The sequence below is a fragment of the Marinobacterium rhizophilum genome (genome assembly GCF_024397915.1).
GTDB lineage: Bacteria > Pseudomonadota > Gammaproteobacteria > Pseudomonadales > Balneatricaceae > Marinobacterium_A > Marinobacterium_A rhizophilum_A.
Window position 1 is genome coordinate 3952635 of record NZ_CP073347.1, and the last position, 15802, is coordinate 3968436.

The following is a 15802-nucleotide window of genomic DNA, read 5'->3' on the forward strand; positions in this document are numbered from 1 at the left end:
CAAATTTGCTCCCTATCATAGGGTTTCGCCCTTAGAAGTAGGTTGTTATTCACAGTAGCCGGATGGGCATGACCTGGAGAGAGAAATGTACGCAGTAATCGTTAGCGGTGGTAAGCAGTACCGCGTTCAGGAAGGACAGACTGTACGGCTCGAAAAGCTGCCGGCAGAGCTGGGTTCCAGCGTTGAATTTGACCGTGTGCTGCTGGTTGGCGCCGGTGATGACATCAAGATCGGTGCGCCGGTTGTTGATGGTGCCAAGGTGACTGCTGAAGTTGTTGAGCACGGTCGCGGCAAGAAAGTAACCATCCTGAAGTTCAAGCGTCGTAAGCACCACATGAAACGTCAGGGTCATCGTCAGTCTTTCACTGAAGTGAAGATCACTGGCATCAGTGCCTAACGCACCCCAGATCAGGAGATAGAAAATGGCTCATAAGAAAGCGGGTGGCTCGACTCGTAACGGTCGCGACTCAGAATCGAAACGCCTTGGCGTAAAGCGCTTCGGTGGTCAGGTTGTTGCTGCAGGTAACATCCTGGTTCGTCAGCGTGGCACCAAGTTCCATGCCGGTACCAATGTAGGCCTGGGCAAGGACCACACTCTGTTCGCGAAAGCGGACGGCGTAGTCAAGTTTGAAATCAAGGGCGAAAACAAGCGCAAGTACATCAGTATCGTACCTGCCTGAATCGCGTTTTGATGTTCGAAAAAGCTCCGCCTGTGCGGGGCTTTTTTCGTATGGGCCGTGATTTTCTGATTTTGCATGTGCGGGGCGGCGTTTGCGTCGCTCATGATGGCGCCTTGATTGTGAGGTCTGTTGTGCCTGTTCCGGCAGGCTTCATGTGATCGGGTGTTCTGCGCCGGCCATTTCGTTGCCGGTGTGAGTGAGGCTATTCGGGACGCGGGTTCGCGCTATATTCAGTGCAGGATCCTGGCCCGTCGGGGAGGTTTTGATGAAGTTTGTCGATGAAGCGTTGATCTCGGTGGAAGCCGGAAAAGGTGGTAACGGCTGCATGAGTTTCCGGCGCGAGAAATATGTCGCCAAAGGCGGCCCCGACGGCGGTGATGGCGGTGATGGCGGTTCTGTGTTCGTTGAGGCGGATGCTGGTCTGAATACGCTGATCGATTTTCGCTTTACGCGCCACTACAAGGCGCAGAATGGCCAGAATGGCATGACCCGTCAGTGTACCGGTGCCAAGGGTGAAGACCTGGTACTGAAGCTGCCGGTGGGCACCACGGTGGTCGACCAGGATACCGGCGAAGTGCTGGCGGACCTGACGGTCGAGGGGCAGGTAGAGAAAGTGGCTCAGGCAGGGTTTCATGGTCTGGGCAACATTCGCTACAAGAGCTCGATCAACCGTGCGCCACGCCAGACCAGTAACGGCTCGCCGGGTGAGGCGCGCAACCTGAAGCTCGAGCTCAAGGTGCTGGCGGATGTGGGTCTGCTGGGCTTGCCGAATGCGGGCAAGTCGACCTTTATTCGTTCGGTATCTGCGGCCAAGCCGAAGGTGGCGAACTATCCCTTTACGACCCTGGTGCCGAACCTGGGTGTGGTGCGTACCGAGAGTCATCGCAGTTTTGTTATTGCCGATATACCGGGCATTATCGAGGGTGCATCCGAGGGTACGGGGCTGGGGATTCGCTTCCTACGTCATTTGGCGCGCAACCGTCTGTTGCTGCATCTGGTGGATATGGCGCCCTGGGATGAGCAGAGTGCTGCGCAGTCTGCCTGTGTGGCGGTCTCCGAACTGGAAAAATTCAGCCCGACGCTTGAAGCTCAGCCGCGCTGGCTGGTGCTCAACAAGCTGGACCTGGTGCCTGAAGAGGAGCAGGAAGAGCGTTGCCAGGCGGTGGTGGATGCACTGGGCTGGGAAGGGCCCGTGTATCGCATTTCGGCGATAAACAAGGAAGGCGTGCAGGTGCTGGTCAAGGATATCCAGGGTTTCCTCGATCAGCGGGCGCTGGAGATCCAGGAAGATCCCGAGTTGCTGGAGGTTGAACGCAACACGCGTCTGCAGATTGACGCAGAGGCGCGTGAATGCGTTGAAACCATGCGTGCGGCCATTCGTGCGCGCCGCACCGGCGATGACGATGACTGGGATGATTTTGACGATGACGAGTTCGACGTTGATGTCGAATGGGTTCGCTAGCGAGAGGGTTCACGCGTGTCCACGGGTAGGAACAGGCTGAAAAAGGCCGGGCGCTGGGTTGTTAAGATCGGCAGTGCGCTGCTGACCAATGATGGCGAGGGGCTGGACCAGGCGGCGATTGCGCGCTGGGTGGACCAGTTGGCGGCGCTGCGTGCGCAAGGAATGGAGATCCTGCTGGTGTCCTCGGGTGCGGTTGCCGAGGGTATGTCGCGCCTGGGCTGGTCGAACCGGCCGCATGAAATGTACCGTTTGCAGGCGGCTGCAGCCATTGGTCAGATGGGCCTGGTGCAGGCTTACGAGGCCAATTTCCAGCGCCATGGCACCCATACTGCGCAGATTTTGCTAACCCACGAGGATCTTTCCAATCGGCGTCGCTACCTTAATGCGCGGGCGGCTCTGGGTGAGCTGATACACCTGGGTGTGGTGCCGGTGGTTAACGAAAACGACACCGTGGTTACCGACGAGATTCGTTTCGGCGATAACGATACCCTGGGTGCGCTGGTGGCCAACCTGATCGAGGCGGATGGTCTGATTCTGCTGACCGACCAGCTGGGATTGTTTGAGTCCGACCCGCGTAGCAATCCCGATGCGGCCTTTGTGTCCGAGGCGCGGGCCGAGGACGATGCCCTGATTGCCATGGCGGGCGGCGGCGGCAAGCTCGGGCGCGGCGGTATGGCAACCAAGGTGCGTGCTGCGCGCCTTGCGGCGCGCAGTGGTGCCGTCACGGTGATTGCCAGTGGTCGTGAGCCTGACGTGCTGCTCAGGCTCAAGGCTGGTGATGCTGTGGGCACGTTGCTGGTGCCGGAGCGCAGTCCCGAGGCTGCCCGCAAACAGTGGATTGCCGGGCATCTGCAGGCGAGGGGGGCTCTGGTGCTGGACGCAGGTGCCGTGGCGGCGTTGCGCGAGCGTGGCAAGAGTTTGCTGCCGGCGGGGGTGCGGGATCTTTCGGGGTCGTTTTCCCGTGGCGAGATGGTGATCCTGCAGGATGAGCAGGGTGTTATCGTGGGGCGGGGCCTGGCGAACTATGGGGCCGACGATGCGCGCAAGCTGATGGGCAAGCCAAGCGCAATGATCGAGTCACTGCTTGGCTATATGGGCGAGGTGGAGCTTGTGCACCGCGACAACCTGGCGCTGGCCTGATCGGGTCGGCGCCAGGCTTGGCCGAAGATATGCAGACACAAAAAAAAACCGGCCAGGGCCGGTTTTTTTAATGGCAGGGCTTTGTAGGCCCTGCTGCGTCAGGCGGCTGGTGGTTAGGCCAGTGCCTTGATGCGCGCGTTCAGGCGGCTCTTGGTGCGAGCGATCTGGTTCTTGTTGAACAGACCCTTGTTTACAGAGCCGTCCATGATCGGCTGGGCGGTTTTGAACGCGCCTTCAGCAGCGGCTTTGTCGCCACTATCGATCGCTTTAACGACTTTCTTGATGTAAGTACGCACCATGGAGCGCAGGCTAGCGTTATGCTGGCGACGCTTCTCCGACTGGCGAGCGCGTTTACGTGATCCTGCGGAATTTGCCACAGTCCGGCTCCTTCAAAGTTATTTGGAAAATCATCGGCAGTGAACGCCGAAAATTAAGACGCGAGATTATTCCTGTTTGACGCAAGGCTGTCAATAAAGTAGCGGAATTATTATCTGCGACACAGTAAGATGCAGCGCATTGTACAGTGCCTGACAGCTTGGGGATAGGGATCGTGGCGGACGAGGGTAGAGAAACCAAAAAGGGGGTCAGTTTGCTGCGTTCCAGCGGCCTGGTCGGGCTGATGACATTGCTCTCGCGCATTCTCGGTCTGGTACGGGATGTGGTGGTGGCGAGTCACTTCGGGGCATCCGGCAGTGCCGATGCCTTTTTTGTCGCCTTCAAGATTCCCAACTTCCTGCGCCGGCTGTTTGCCGAAGGCGCCTTTGCTCAGGCCTTTGTACCGGTGCTGTCCGAATACCGCACACAGAAATCGCTGTTCGACGTGCAGTTTCTGGTGGCGCGGGTGGCGGGGAGCCTGGGCTCGGTACTGATCTGTATTACGGTGCTGTCGGTGGTGGCAGCGCCCGTGCTGACGGCGATCTTTGCCCCCGGCTTTTATATGCACGACAGCGAGCGCTACGAGCTCGCGTCCGAGATGCTGCGCATCACCTTCCCCTACCTGGGGCTGATTTCCATGACGGCCTTCGCCGGCGCCATTCTTAACAGTTATGAGCGCTTTGCGGTGCCGGCCTTTACGCCGGTGCTGCTGAACCTGTGCCTGATCGGGGCGGCACTGTTGTTCAGCGAGTGGTTTGAACGGCCGATCTTTGCGCTGGCCTGGGGGGTTCTGGTTGCAGGTTTTGTGCAGCTGGCGTTTCAGCTGCCTTTCCTGTGGCAGATTCGCCTGTTACCGGGGCCTGTGGTGGATTTCGGTCACCCGGGGGTCAAGAAAATCATGACCCTGATGTTGCCGGCGCTGTTCGGGGTTTCGGTGGCACAGGTCAACCTGTTGCTGGATACAGTGCTGGCCTCCTTCCTGCAATCCGGTAGCGTGTCCTGGCTGTATTATTCGGACCGGCTGTCCGAGCTGCCGCTGGGGGTCTTTGGTATCGCGATTGCGACTGTGATTCTGCCGGCGCTGTCGCGCAAGCATGCGCAGAAATCGCTGGATCAGTTTGCTCACACGCTGGACTGGGCCTTGCGCATGGTACTGCTGATCGGCCTGCCGGCGGCGCTGGCGCTGGTGTTGCTGGCGGAACCCCTGCTGATCACCCTGTTTCACTACGGTGTTCTGACCGAGCGTGATGTCGATATGGCGGCCGGTAGCCTGCGGGCGTACGGCTGCGGTGTGCTGGCGTTCATGCTGATCAAGGTATTGGCGCCGGGCTTCTTTGCGCGCCAGGACATGCGCACGCCGGTGCGTATCGCGGTGATCGCGATGGTCGTCAACATGGTGCTGAATCTGCTGCTTATATGGCCGCTGGCCCATGTGGGGCTGGCACTGGCGACAACGCTGTCGGCTTTTTTGAACGCCGGTTTGCTGTTGCGTGGCTTGCTGCGCGCGGGTGTATTTCACTGGCAACCGGGCTGGGGGCTCTGGTTGCTGCGCCTGGGTAGCGCCAATCTTGTCATGGTCGCGCTACTGGTCTATTTCACCCCGGCGGTGGAGCGATGGTTTGCCTGGGGGCTGATGGATCGAGCCTGGCAGATGACCGCACTGGTGCTGCTGGGGGCGGGTGCCTATGCGGCTACTTTGCTACTCGCCGGGCTGCGCCTGCGGCATTTGCGGGCTTGAACGTTGCTCTCGGTAGCCGGTTGCTCCGCAAGCTGCGCCGGGTATTGAGCCATGTTGAGGCTACTTGTGGCGCTGCGGTACTCGTTGCTCACCCCGGCGGTGGAGCGATGGTTTGCCTGGGGGCTGATGGATCGAGCCTGGCAGATGACCGCACTGGTGCTGCTGGGGGCGGGTGCCTATGCGGCTACTTTGCTACTCGCCGGGCTGCGCCTGCGGCATTTGCGGGCTTGAACGTTGCTCTCGGTAGCCGGTTGATCCGCAGGCTGCGCCGGGTTTTGAGGCATGTTACAGCTACTTGTGGCGCTGCGGTACTCGTTGCGCTGCATCTGCGTTATAATTCTGCGGTTTATTTTCAGGCTGTGGCTGGCGTTTGATGGAATTGATCCGGGGATTACACAATCTGCGTGACAAGCACCGGGTGTGCGTTGCGACCATTGGCAATTTCGATGGCGTGCACCTCGGGCATGTCAAGGTGCTGGAGCAAGTCAAGGCCAAGGGGCGCGAGCTTGGCTTGCCGACAGTGGCCATTATCTTCGAACCGCAGCCGCGCGAGTTTTTTGCAGGCCAGGAGGCGCCGGCGCGCCTGACCCGGTTTGATGAAAAAGTACGGCTGCTGCGTGCCCAGGGGCTCGACCGGGTGCTGTGCCTGACCTTCAACGAGCGCCTGCGCAGTTTGCCGGCGGCGAGCTTTATCGAAGCCCTGCTGCTGGAAGGGCTGGCGGTACGGCATTTTGTGGTCGGCGATGACTTTCGCTTTGGCTGCGACCGGGCCGGTGATTACGCCATGCTGTGCCAGGTAGGGGCGACCCAGGGCTTCTCCGTGGAGAACACGGCCACCTGCCTGGTTGACGGCGAGCGGGTCAGCAGTACCCGGATACGCCAGGCGTTGGCGCGCAATGACCTGGACCTGGCCGAACGGCTGCTGGGGCGGCGTTATCGCATCAGCGGGAGGGTCATGCTGGGGCAGCAACTGGGCCGTACCCTGGGCGTGCCGACGGCGAATGTGCGCATGCACCGCTTCGCGGCGCCGCTGCGGGGGGTGTACGCCGTGCGGGCCGAGCTGGATGATGGCCAGATCGTGGCGGGGGTGGCCAATATTGGCATGCGCCCGACCGTGCATGGCACCCAGCCGGTACTGGAGGCACACCTGTTTGATTTTCAGGGTGATCTTTATGGTCAGCTGCTGAGCGTTGAGTTTGCCGATTTCATTCGTGAAGAGCGCAAGTTCGATGGCCTTGAGCAGCTGAAACAGCAGATTTTCAACGATATTGATGTGGCCCGGGCGCTATTGGCCTGTTAAGACCCATAACCTCAAAGCGACTGACATGACCGACTATAAAGCGACACTGAACCTGCCGGACTCGGCTTTCCCGATGCGTGGCAACCTGCCGCAGCGTGAACCGGCGCGCCTGGCGCGCTGGGCCGAAATCGATCTCTACGCCAGGTTGCGCGAAGCCGGCAAGGGGCGCGAGCAGTTTATCCTGCATGACGGCCCGCCCTATGCCAACGGCAGTATTCATATCGGTCATGCGGTCAACAAGGTCATCAAGGACATGATCGTCAAGTCCAAGACACTGTCGGGTTTTGATGCGCCCTACGTGCCGGGCTGGGACTGCCATGGCCTGCCGATCGAGCACAAGGTCGAGACCCTGATTGGCCGCGCCGGTGACAAGGTGCCCTACAGCGAGTTTCGCCAGAAGTGCCGTGACTATGCCGCCGAGCAGGTGGCGGGCCAGAAAGACGACTTTATCCGTCTGGGTGTCGTTGGCGACTGGGAAAACCCCTACCTGACGATGAACTTCGATACCGAAGCCAATATCGTGCGGGCGCTGGGCAGGATCATCGAGAACGGTCACCTGGTCAAGGGCTACAAGCCGGTGTACTGGAGCGTGGTGGGCCAGTCGGCCCTGGCCGAGGCCGAGGTCGAGTACCAGAACAAGACCTCCACGGCGATCGATATCCGCTTTACCTTTGCCGATCAGGACAAGGTGCTGGCGCTGTTTGATGGCGCTGCAGGCGAAGGTCCGGTGTCCGTGGTCATCTGGACCACAACCCCCTGGACCATTCCCGCCAACCAGGCGGTATCGCTGCACGCCGAGCTGGAGTACGCCCTGGTGCAGGTGGATATCAACCAGGGTGCCGAGCGTATCCTGATTGCCGCCGACATGGTGGACGAGGTCATGGCACGCTGGGGTATCGAGCCCTACCAGGTGCTGGGTACCTGCAGCGGTACCGCGCTGGAGCACATGGCACTGGCGCACCCGATCTACGACAGGCAGGTGCCGGTGATTCTGGGTGACCATGTCACCACCGATGCCGGTACCGGCGCTGTGCACACCGCGCCCGATCATGGCGTGGATGACTTCGTGGTTGGCCAGCAATATGGCCTGGGCACGCTGAACCTGGTGCAGGCCAACGGTACCTACACCGATGCCACCGGCGAGTTTGCCGGCGTGCACGTTTACAAGGCCGACGGCCCGGTGGTTGAAGCACTGGAGCGCGAAGGCAAGCTGGTACACCTGAAGCGCTTCGAGCACAGCTACCCGCACTGCTGGCGCACCAAGACGCCGCTGATTTACCGCGCCACGCCGCAGTGGTTCATCTCCATGGACGAAAAGGGTCTCAAGACCCAGGCGCTGGAAGCCATTAAGGGCGTGAGCTGGTTCCCCGAGTGGGGTCAGAACCGTATCGAGGCCATGGTCGAGCAGAGCCCGGACTGGTGTGTCTCCCGCCAGCGCACCTGGGGCGTGCCGATCACCGTGTTCACCCACAAGCAGACCGGTGAACTGCACCCCAATACAACCGGCCTGATCGAACAGGTGGCCACGGCCATCGAGGCGGGCGGTATCGATGCCTGGTTCGAACTGGATGCCGCCAGCCTGCTGGGCGCCGATGCCGATCAGTATGACAAGGTCACCGATACGCTGGATGTCTGGTTCGACTCCGGCGTAACGCATCACTCGGTGCTGCGTGAGCGCGCCGAGCTGCGTTTCCCGGCGGACCTGTACCTGGAAGGCTCGGACCAGCACCGTGGCTGGTTCCAGTCGTCCCTGAAAACATCGATTGCCATCAACGGCTGCGCGCCCTACAAGCAGGTGCTGACCCACGGTTTCACGGTGGACGAGAAGGGCTACAAGATGTCCAAGTCCCTCGGTAACGTGATTGCGCCGCAGGAAGTCACCGACACCCTGGGTGCCGATATTCTGCGTCTGTGGGTTTCCGCCACGGACTACTCCGGCGAAATGGCCGTCTCCAAGCAGATTCTGCAGCGTACCGCCGATGCCTACCGTCGCATCCGCAATACCGCCCGCTTCCTGCTGGCCAACCTGAACGGCTTCGAGCCGGCGCGTGACAGCGTGGCGCCTGAAGACATGCTGGCACTGGATCGCTGGGCGGTGGATGCGGCCTATCGTCTGCAGCAGAAGATCACGGCGGCCTACGACAGCTACCGTTTCCTCGATGTGTACCAGCAGGTGCATCACTTCTGCGCGCAGGAACTGGGCGGCTTCTACCTGGATATCATCAAGGATCGCCAGTACACCACCCAGGCCGACAGCCTGGCGCGTCGCTCCTGCCAGACGGCGCTCTATCATATTGCCGAAGCCCTGACGCGCTGGATCGCACCGATCCTGAGCTTCACCGCCGAAGAGATTCACGAAGTGCTGCCGGGCGAGCGTGAAGACAGTGTCTTCCTGACCACCTGGTACCAGGGGCTCTTTACCCTGCCGGCCGACGACGCCTTTGGTGCGGATTTCTGGCGCCGGGTGCTGGGCGTGAAAAACGCCGTCAACAAGTGCCTGGAAGATGCCCGCAACGAGAAACTGGTGAAAGGCTCCCTGGCGGCGGAAGTCACCCTCTATGTGGATGAGAGCCTGCAGGCGGATCTGGCGCGCCTGGGTGATGAGTTGCGCTTTGTGCTGATCACGTCCAGGGCCGCGCTGGCACCCTTGTCGGAAGGAACAGATGCCCGCGACACCGAGGTTGCAGGGCTGAAGGTCGCGATTGCAGGCTCAGCTCATGCCAAGTGCGGTCGCTGCTGGCACCACCGCGAGGATATCGGTCGCCACGCGGCGCATCCGCAGCTGTGCGAACGCTGTGTCGATAACGTCGACGGTCCTGGCGAAAGTCGCCACTACGCCTGATGACCATGCAACGCAGTCGCGAACGTATCACGGAGCCGGCGTTGCCCGGCTCTTCACTGGTCTGGCTATGGTTGTCGGTGCTCGTTGTGGTGCTGGACCAGGGCAGCAAATGGCTGGCCGAGGCGAAGCTGAGCTACGGTATCCCCAATCCGGTACTGCCGGTGTTTGATCTGACACTGCTCTACAACCGGGGGGCGGCCTTCAGCTTCCTGGCGGATGCCGGCGGCTGGCAACGCTGGTTTTTTGCGCTGGTGGCGCTGGTGGTCAGCGTGGCGCTGGTGGTCTGGATGAAACGTACCGCCCGCGTGCACTGGTGGCTGGGCATGGGCCTGGCGCTGCTGCTGGGCGGGGCCCTGGGCAACCTGTACGACCGGGTGGCGCTGGGTCACGTGGTGGACTTTATCTCGCTGCACTACGCCGGTTATTACTTTCCGGCGTTCAACCTGGCCGACAGCGCCATCACCCTGGGCGCTGTACTGCTGATTATCGATACGCTGTTCTTCGAGAAGAGCCGTTCCCGGAACTAAATGAGAGCCTTGCATGAGTGACAAGACAATCGGGCCCGGTGCAACCGTGACCCTGCATTTCGCCATCAAGCTGGAAGATGGCCAGCTGGTGGATTCCAACTTCGAAAGCGCGCCGGCCACCTTTACCCTGGGTGATGGCAACCTGTTGCCGGGCTTTGAAGAGCCGCTGATAGGGCTGGCTGCAGGCAGCGAGTCGACCTTCACTATCGTGCCGGAAAAAGGCTTTGGCATGCCAAGCCCCGCCAATATCCAGCGCCTTCCCCGGGCGCAGTTCAAGGATATGGAACTCGAGCCCGGGCTGGTCGTCAGCTTTAAGGAACCTGGCGGTGAGCTGCCGGGCGTGGTGCAGTCCTTCGATGAGCAGGTGGTGCACATCGACTTCAACCACCCGCTGGCGGGCAAGACCCTGTTGTTCGATGTAAAAATACTGCAGGTCGCCTGACACCCCATAAAAACGCTGCTGATGCAGCGTTTTTTATGTTCAGGAGGAACGGTAACCCGCGGGCGCAGGGACGTGTGAGAGCGGGGTGTTTATCTGGGCCCCAATGCGCCTGGTAGCGGTGTAGCGGCCAGCTAGCGTTTCCAGCAGGCGGCCGGGGACATGACATTGCTCTGATCCAGGGTCATGACCGTGCAGTTGCTATCCTTGAGCTGATCGCCGGAGGCCGAGGCCGTGAGGGTATAGTGAGTGGCGGCAGATGCACCCGGGACCGTGACGCCGAACGTGAAGAAATCGGCCGTGCCCATGCCGAGGTTTTCGGCCGCCAGACTGGTGCCGTCGCCGTAGGTGTTGAAGTAGGAACGGTAGCGTTCTTCGCTAATCTGGCCGGCCATCAGTACTTTTTGCGCCTCGGCCCGGCGAGCTTTGCGTACCTGGTCCAGGTAGGCCGGGTAGGCGAACATGGCAATAACACTGATAACGACCACAACGATCATCAGTTCGATCAGGGTAAAGCCGCGTGCGGAATAGTTCACTATACTTCCCTCGAGTTGCTATCCTTAACCATGCAGTATGCTACCACTCTAGCAGAAGGAATCGATCAAGCTATGGCGCGTGAGAATCTGGGAATGCGTGCTGTGTTACTTAGTCGCCGCCGGGCGGGTTTTACTCTGATTGAGTTGCTCGTGGTTCTGGCGGTGCTCGCTGTCTTTGTAGCCCTCGGTATTCCATCCTTTAATTCTGTGTTTGATCGCCACCGCGTCACCGGTGCGGCGCAGGCGCTCTATGCCGATCTGCAGTATGCACGGGCCGAGTCCATCAAACGCAATATAGATGTGGCAGTGAACTTTAATACGGGGGCCTGGTGTTACGGCTTGACGGATACAGCACCGTTTTCGGACTGTGATTGTAGCACCGCGAGTGCTGCCAACTGCACGGTCAATGGCCAGCAGTACATAGTGACAGATGAGCGTTTTCCCGGCGTATCCATGGCCTCCAGTCTTTCAGGCGGGTCGGTGAGTTTCGACCCGACCCGTGGCACGCTCTCCCCAAGTGGCAATATCAGTTTCACGGGTGATGCGGCGGAACAGGTGCGGGTGACGACCTATTTCATCGGGCGCGTGCGGCTCTGCTCGCCGACAGGTTATGCGGGTTACAAGTCATGCTAGTGCGCCAGCGCGGTATCTCACTGATCGAACTGATGATCGCCATGCTGCTGGGGCTGCTGGTGTCCGCCATCGTGATTGGCATGTTCAGCATGACGGTGGGCAGCACCAGGCAGGCGATCACGAACATCCGCCTGAACCAGGAACTGCGCACCGTGATGGACCTGATGGTGCGGGACCTGCGCAGGGCCGGGTACTGGAACGGTGCCCTGGCCGCCAGCAACCCCTATGCCTCCATCACCGATGCCGGTGCGCCGGCTGCGGTTTATGCGGCGGCGGGCTCGGCCACTTACCTGAATACAACCACGGCGGGTGACAGCGGCCAGTGTGTGATTCTTGGCTACGACACCGATAACGCCGGTGCCAGTACTGCTACCAAACTGATCGGCTATCGGCTCGATACGGTAACCGATGCGGTCGAGGTGCTCTGGGCTAACTCGTTCGCGACCCCGGCCCACTGCAACATGGGAAGCTGGGATAACCTGACGGATGAGCAGGCCATAAAAGTTACGGCGCTGACGTTCACGCCGGAACAAAGCCCGGCGTCATTTGCGGCGGCGACGGTACGCAATCTGACTATTACGCTAACGGCTGAGTCGCTCAGCGATGCAAAAATTAAAACGACGATTACGGATCAGGTGCGTATTCGCGCCGATCTGTAGTTCCCTGAACGGGAATCGGGAGGAAGTCATGAAAGGTCGTCAAACGGGTGCGGCGACGCTGTTTGTTACCGTCATCATCTTGGCATTGCTCACCGTAATTGCCGCGGTCAGCGCCAAGATTGGCATGTTCGAGCTCAAAACCTCATCCAATACCAACCGCGCCAAGGAAGCCCTGCACGCCGGCCAGGGCGGGCTGGATTACGGTGCGATACGTTACCTGGATGATGCCAGCTGGGCGGGTGAAAGCCTGGAAATGCCCTTTGGCGGTCCGGGCGCAAGCGTGTCGGTGTCTGCGGTCACGGGTACGGATTCGGTGGTGTTGAATGCGGTGGGTGAATCGGTCGATACCACCGGGCTGGCCCGGGTCGAGGAAAAGTTTGCCCGTGTGCCGGTAATTGATGTAGGTGAGCTGCCCCCCCTGATGGCGAACGGTAACTTTCCTCCTACCGGCTCGCTGTCCATCGTAACCAATCCTAACGGGGGGGGAACGGGAGTGCCCGTCTCAGGGTGGGTGGAAGATGGTACGAAAACGGGGACGGCAAGTTGGCAGACCTGTAATGTTGATGAGTGGCTGTATGAAGACCAGAATGCCGCCAAGGTGAAATCAGCGCAAAGTGATGGCTTTGTGTTGTGCCATACCTGCAAGTGTTCCCAGGCGATCAACCCGATATGCAAGGCTCAGGACGTAACTGATGCTGATGAATGTCCGGATATTGTTGTGAATACAGCAGGAATCCCTGATGTATTTCAGAATCTTTTTGGGGCTTTGCCGACAGATACTGACGCCAATGGTACGGACGACTGGGAAGAGTTCATGAACGCTGTTGCTAAGGTCAAGCTTTCCAATTGTGCTGGTTTGGGGCCTAATTCCGGCGACCAGTTTTATAGCGGTGGCGTGGCCACCCAGCTGCCTCTGATATGGGTTGAAGGTGACTGTACGATTCCAGCCAATACGGAAGTGGGCAGCTATGCGGCACCCTTTATACTGTTCGTGCATGGTGATTTAACTATTAGCGCGAACTCTGTTTTCTACGGAATAGCCTTCGGTTTTTCAGATAAGTACAGTAACCCTCCAGCCGCTGAAGCTAATGCGCTTGAAATTCGCGGTGGCGCCATAGTGTATGGTGTAGTGCTTACGACAGACACGGTTACGAGCCCCACGGGTAACTATACCTTGGTGTATTCCGAGAAGCTGCTGGAAAAAATTACGGGCGTAGATGATACGTTTGATGAGCTGGCACGTTATCCCGGCAGCTGGACGGATACAAAATAGGAGCGAGTCATGACATCTTTAACTCGTAACCCGGGGAAATTACGTAGCCGGGGTTTTACACTGATCGAAGTGCTGATTTCACTGATTGTTGCGGTGATCGGTATAGTAGCAATTTTGCAATTGCAGGGTGTTTTTTTGAGCACCGCGTCGGATTCACAGCAGCGAGCGCTGGCGACGGCCGTGGCGGAAAAGAAGCTGGAGGAGCTGCGTGGGTTTGATTCGATTGCGACCACCAGTAGCAGCCTGAGCAGCTTTGATGCTATTGACAGTGGTACAGGTACGGAAACGGTTACGGCGGGATCGACAGATTACACCTTTGACCTGGCCTGGACGGTTACGCCCTATGCAGTATCCAGCGGTACGGTCAGCCTGGCGTCCGCTGCCAATGCGCAGTTCAAGAATGTCACCCTTAATGTCAGTTGGGGTACTGGCGCAGCTAACAGTTTATCGCTGTCGTCAGTGATCGGTGCCATTAATCCGCAGCTGTCGAAGTTTATCGATAAAGTCGGTCTGGGTGGTGAGACACCGCAGGTGGCTTATACGCCGGGGCTGGCACCGGATATTATTGCCATTGATTTGGGTGATGGTACCAAGAAAGAAACCAGCAAGCCCCTGCCTGAAGTCTCACAGAAAGGCACCAGTAATATTGTAAAATTTGAAGTTGTAACCTACGACACGCAATATAGGGCAATAACTGAAGATTTTGTAACTTTGAATTGCGTATGCAAGCTTGCCGGTACAGGCTCAGGGCTGTCACCGGCAAAAACTATTTATAACGCTACCACCAAATCACTCGAAACGGATTACTCCTATACCCCAGTCACCAAGCAGATCGGTGCTGTTTATAATAGTGGCGCGACCAATGATCAACCGGATCTCTGTACCCGCTGTTGTCGCGATCATCATGATAACGACAGTGGTACGGATAACAGTTATCGCTGGTACTGGCCTGGGGTTGGGGACGCTTCCCAAGCGACTTATTTTAATACCGGAACAGGCGATCATCGTCACTACAATAGTACGGATGGAATTACTTTTACAGAAGCGGTTAATTTAAATGATATTTACCGTGAAACCTGCCGTTTTAAGCGCGTAGATGGTATCTACCGTCTGATGCAGGACTGGAAACAACACGACATTACCGTGATGCCTTACAACTATCTGGCGTCTGGAGCTACGGGAAATACGAAATACAAAACTTACGTCACCAACTATCTTGATCAGTTGCTGACCAGTGGCAACTTTAGCACGCCAGTATCCGTCGCCAAGCCGACAGGGAGGAACTTGGTCAGCGGAGAAATGGGAACTGTTACGCAGGGCTCAACAACCCAGCTCTTGTCACGGTCAATTTATGTCGACCCGTTAACGTCCAGTGCAATAACAGCCATTCAAAACATCAGAGCTGCGTCTGGGGCCTGGTTGAGCCTGGTACCATTCTATGAAATCAACTCTGTATTGCTGTCTAACTGGTCAAGTACGAATACGACTGCAGCTACAGTGGCGAATGATGGAGTTGTCACGGTTGTGGATCCCGCCCTCAATTACTATGGCAGTTACAATCGTGGGCTTGTTTCCGCCATGGCGGCGGGCACGACCAGTGTGGCAGCAGCCTCCCTTGTCACTAATACCGGCGTGATTGGGCATCGCGATGCAGCCAATGTCAGTTTGGCAACCGATGGGCTTTACGATACAACGGTTAATCAACGCACAGACGGAATTACAGTGACGGTTGTCGGAGCTGGTCATATTTCAGGTACTTTCTCCTGTATTCGATCGGGGGGGGGAGCTTGCAATGGTCAAAACATTCCAGCTTATACAAGTCTTAATATTACGGCCAATGGTACGGCTTGCACTAAAACCAAACAGGGGAATACTTGGACGTGGGACTGTCTGGTACCTACTGGATGGGTTGGTAATGTCACGTTCAGTTACACCGGCTATACCTTTAAAAATGTAGGCAGTACAGATACTGCTTCTTCGCCTTATAATCTGTCTGCAACTGAACCTGGCTCGGGTTTTGATATCTTGATTACGATCCCCTGATCTAGCAGCTAGTTAGTGCTACGATTCAAAAAACGTCCGTTTTCTGGGCGTTTTTTGCTTTTCGCGCAGGTAAACAAGAGCGCCGGGATACCAAGGCGAGTCTCGTCTGCACTGGCATCCTCCCCTCCAACCCTTCACAATACGTGCTGCTTTTT

General features: G+C 58.3%; 16 protein-coding genes. 14 read left to right on the forward strand and 2 right to left on the reverse strand.

Annotation, left to right across the window (positions count from 1 at the left end):
* Window positions 1-85: 85 nt before the first annotated feature.
* The 4 genes from rplU to proB all read left to right on the forward strand — a co-directional run bounded on the left by rplU (window position 86) and on the right by proB (window position 3282).
* On the forward strand, window positions 86-397 hold the full coding sequence (gene rplU, locus KDW95_RS17850) for a 50S ribosomal protein L21 (RefSeq protein WP_020682619.1): 312 nt from the start codon (window positions 86-88) through the stop codon (window positions 395-397).
* A 25-nt stretch (window positions 398-422) separates the two neighbouring features.
* Window positions 423-680, forward strand: coding sequence for a 50S ribosomal protein L27 (rpmA, locus tag KDW95_RS17855; protein WP_255853137.1), 258 nt, complete (start codon window positions 423-425; stop codon window positions 678-680).
* 265 nt (window positions 681-945) lie between these two features.
* Window positions 946-2142 (forward strand): Obg family GTPase CgtA, encoded by a 1197-nt coding sequence (gene cgtA / locus KDW95_RS17860; RefSeq protein ID WP_255853138.1) that lies wholly within the window; start codon window positions 946-948, stop codon window positions 2140-2142.
* 15 nt (window positions 2143-2157) lie between these two features.
* Window positions 2158-3282 (forward strand): glutamate 5-kinase, encoded by a 1125-nt coding sequence (proB, locus tag KDW95_RS17865; RefSeq protein ID WP_255853139.1) that lies wholly within the window; start codon window positions 2158-2160, stop codon window positions 3280-3282.
* Between the two features lie 113 nt (window positions 3283-3395).
* On the opposite strand, the gene rpsT is transcribed toward proB, so the two are convergent.
* On the reverse strand, window positions 3396-3659 hold the full coding sequence (rpsT, locus tag KDW95_RS17870; RefSeq protein ID WP_026291846.1) for a 30S ribosomal protein S20: 264 nt from the start codon (window positions 3657-3659) through the stop codon (window positions 3396-3398).
* A 242-nt stretch (window positions 3660-3901) separates the two neighbouring features.
* Between rpsT and murJ the strand changes: the two genes are divergently transcribed.
* From murJ to KDW95_RS17900, 6 genes are all read left to right on the forward strand, one after another.
* Window positions 3902-5395 carry a murein biosynthesis integral membrane protein MurJ gene (murJ, locus tag KDW95_RS17875; RefSeq protein ID WP_255856535.1) on the forward strand — a complete coding sequence of 498 codons (1494 nt, stop codon included), beginning with the start codon at window positions 3902-3904 and terminating at the stop codon, window positions 5393-5395.
* Between the two features lie 51 nt (window positions 5396-5446).
* Window positions 5447-5626: a hypothetical protein gene (locus KDW95_RS17880; RefSeq protein WP_255853140.1), complete on the forward strand. Its 180-nt coding sequence runs from the start codon at window positions 5447-5449 to the stop codon at window positions 5624-5626.
* Window positions 5627-5768: 142 nt separating this feature from the next.
* Complete coding sequence (gene ribF / locus KDW95_RS17885) at window positions 5769-6695, forward strand: bifunctional riboflavin kinase/FAD synthetase (protein WP_255853141.1); 927 nt, start codon at window positions 5769-5771, stop codon at window positions 6693-6695.
* A gap of 25 nt (window positions 6696-6720) precedes the next feature.
* A complete protein-coding gene (gene ileS, locus KDW95_RS17890; protein WP_255853142.1) occupies window positions 6721-9537 on the forward strand; it encodes an isoleucine--tRNA ligase in 2817 nt (938 codons plus the stop codon).
* Window positions 9537-10064 carry a signal peptidase II gene (lspA, locus tag KDW95_RS17895; protein WP_441813616.1) on the forward strand — a complete coding sequence of 176 codons (528 nt, stop codon included), beginning with the start codon at window positions 9537-9539 and terminating at the stop codon, window positions 10062-10064. Before ileS ends, lspA begins: the two co-directional genes overlap by 1 nt.
* 13 nt (window positions 10065-10077) lie before the next feature.
* Complete coding sequence (locus KDW95_RS17900) at window positions 10078-10506, forward strand: FKBP-type peptidyl-prolyl cis-trans isomerase (protein WP_255853144.1); 429 nt, start codon at window positions 10078-10080, stop codon at window positions 10504-10506.
* A gap of 131 nt (window positions 10507-10637) precedes the next feature.
* On the opposite strand, the gene KDW95_RS17905 is transcribed toward KDW95_RS17900, so the two are convergent.
* Entirely contained in the window at window positions 10638-11039 is a 402-nt protein-coding gene (locus KDW95_RS17905) for a type IV pilin protein (protein WP_255853145.1), read from the reverse strand.
* Window positions 11040-11111: 72 nt separating this feature from the next.
* Here KDW95_RS17905 and KDW95_RS17910 point away from each other — a divergent pair, with 72 nt between their 5' ends.
* The 4 genes from KDW95_RS17910 to KDW95_RS17925 are packed head-to-tail and all read left to right on the forward strand — an operon-like array spanning window position 11112 to window position 15647.
* Complete coding sequence (locus KDW95_RS17910; protein ID WP_255853146.1) at window positions 11112-11672, forward strand: GspH/FimT family pseudopilin; 561 nt, start codon at window positions 11112-11114, stop codon at window positions 11670-11672.
* Window positions 11666-12331, forward strand: coding sequence for a PilW family protein (locus KDW95_RS17915; RefSeq protein ID WP_255853147.1), 666 nt, complete (start codon window positions 11666-11668; stop codon window positions 12329-12331). Before KDW95_RS17910 ends, KDW95_RS17915 begins: the two co-directional genes overlap by 7 nt.
* A 28-nt stretch (window positions 12332-12359) precedes the next feature.
* Window positions 12360-13604 carry a pilus assembly PilX N-terminal domain-containing protein gene (locus KDW95_RS17920; protein ID WP_255853148.1) on the forward strand — a complete coding sequence of 415 codons (1245 nt, stop codon included), beginning with the start codon at window positions 12360-12362 and terminating at the stop codon, window positions 13602-13604.
* A 9-nt stretch (window positions 13605-13613) separates the two neighbouring features.
* The gene (locus tag KDW95_RS17925; RefSeq protein WP_255853149.1) at window positions 13614-15647 is read left to right on the forward strand and encodes a prepilin-type N-terminal cleavage/methylation domain-containing protein; all 2034 of its coding nucleotides are present in this window, start codon (window positions 13614-13616) and stop codon (window positions 15645-15647) included.
* Window positions 15648-15802 lie beyond the last annotated feature (155 nt).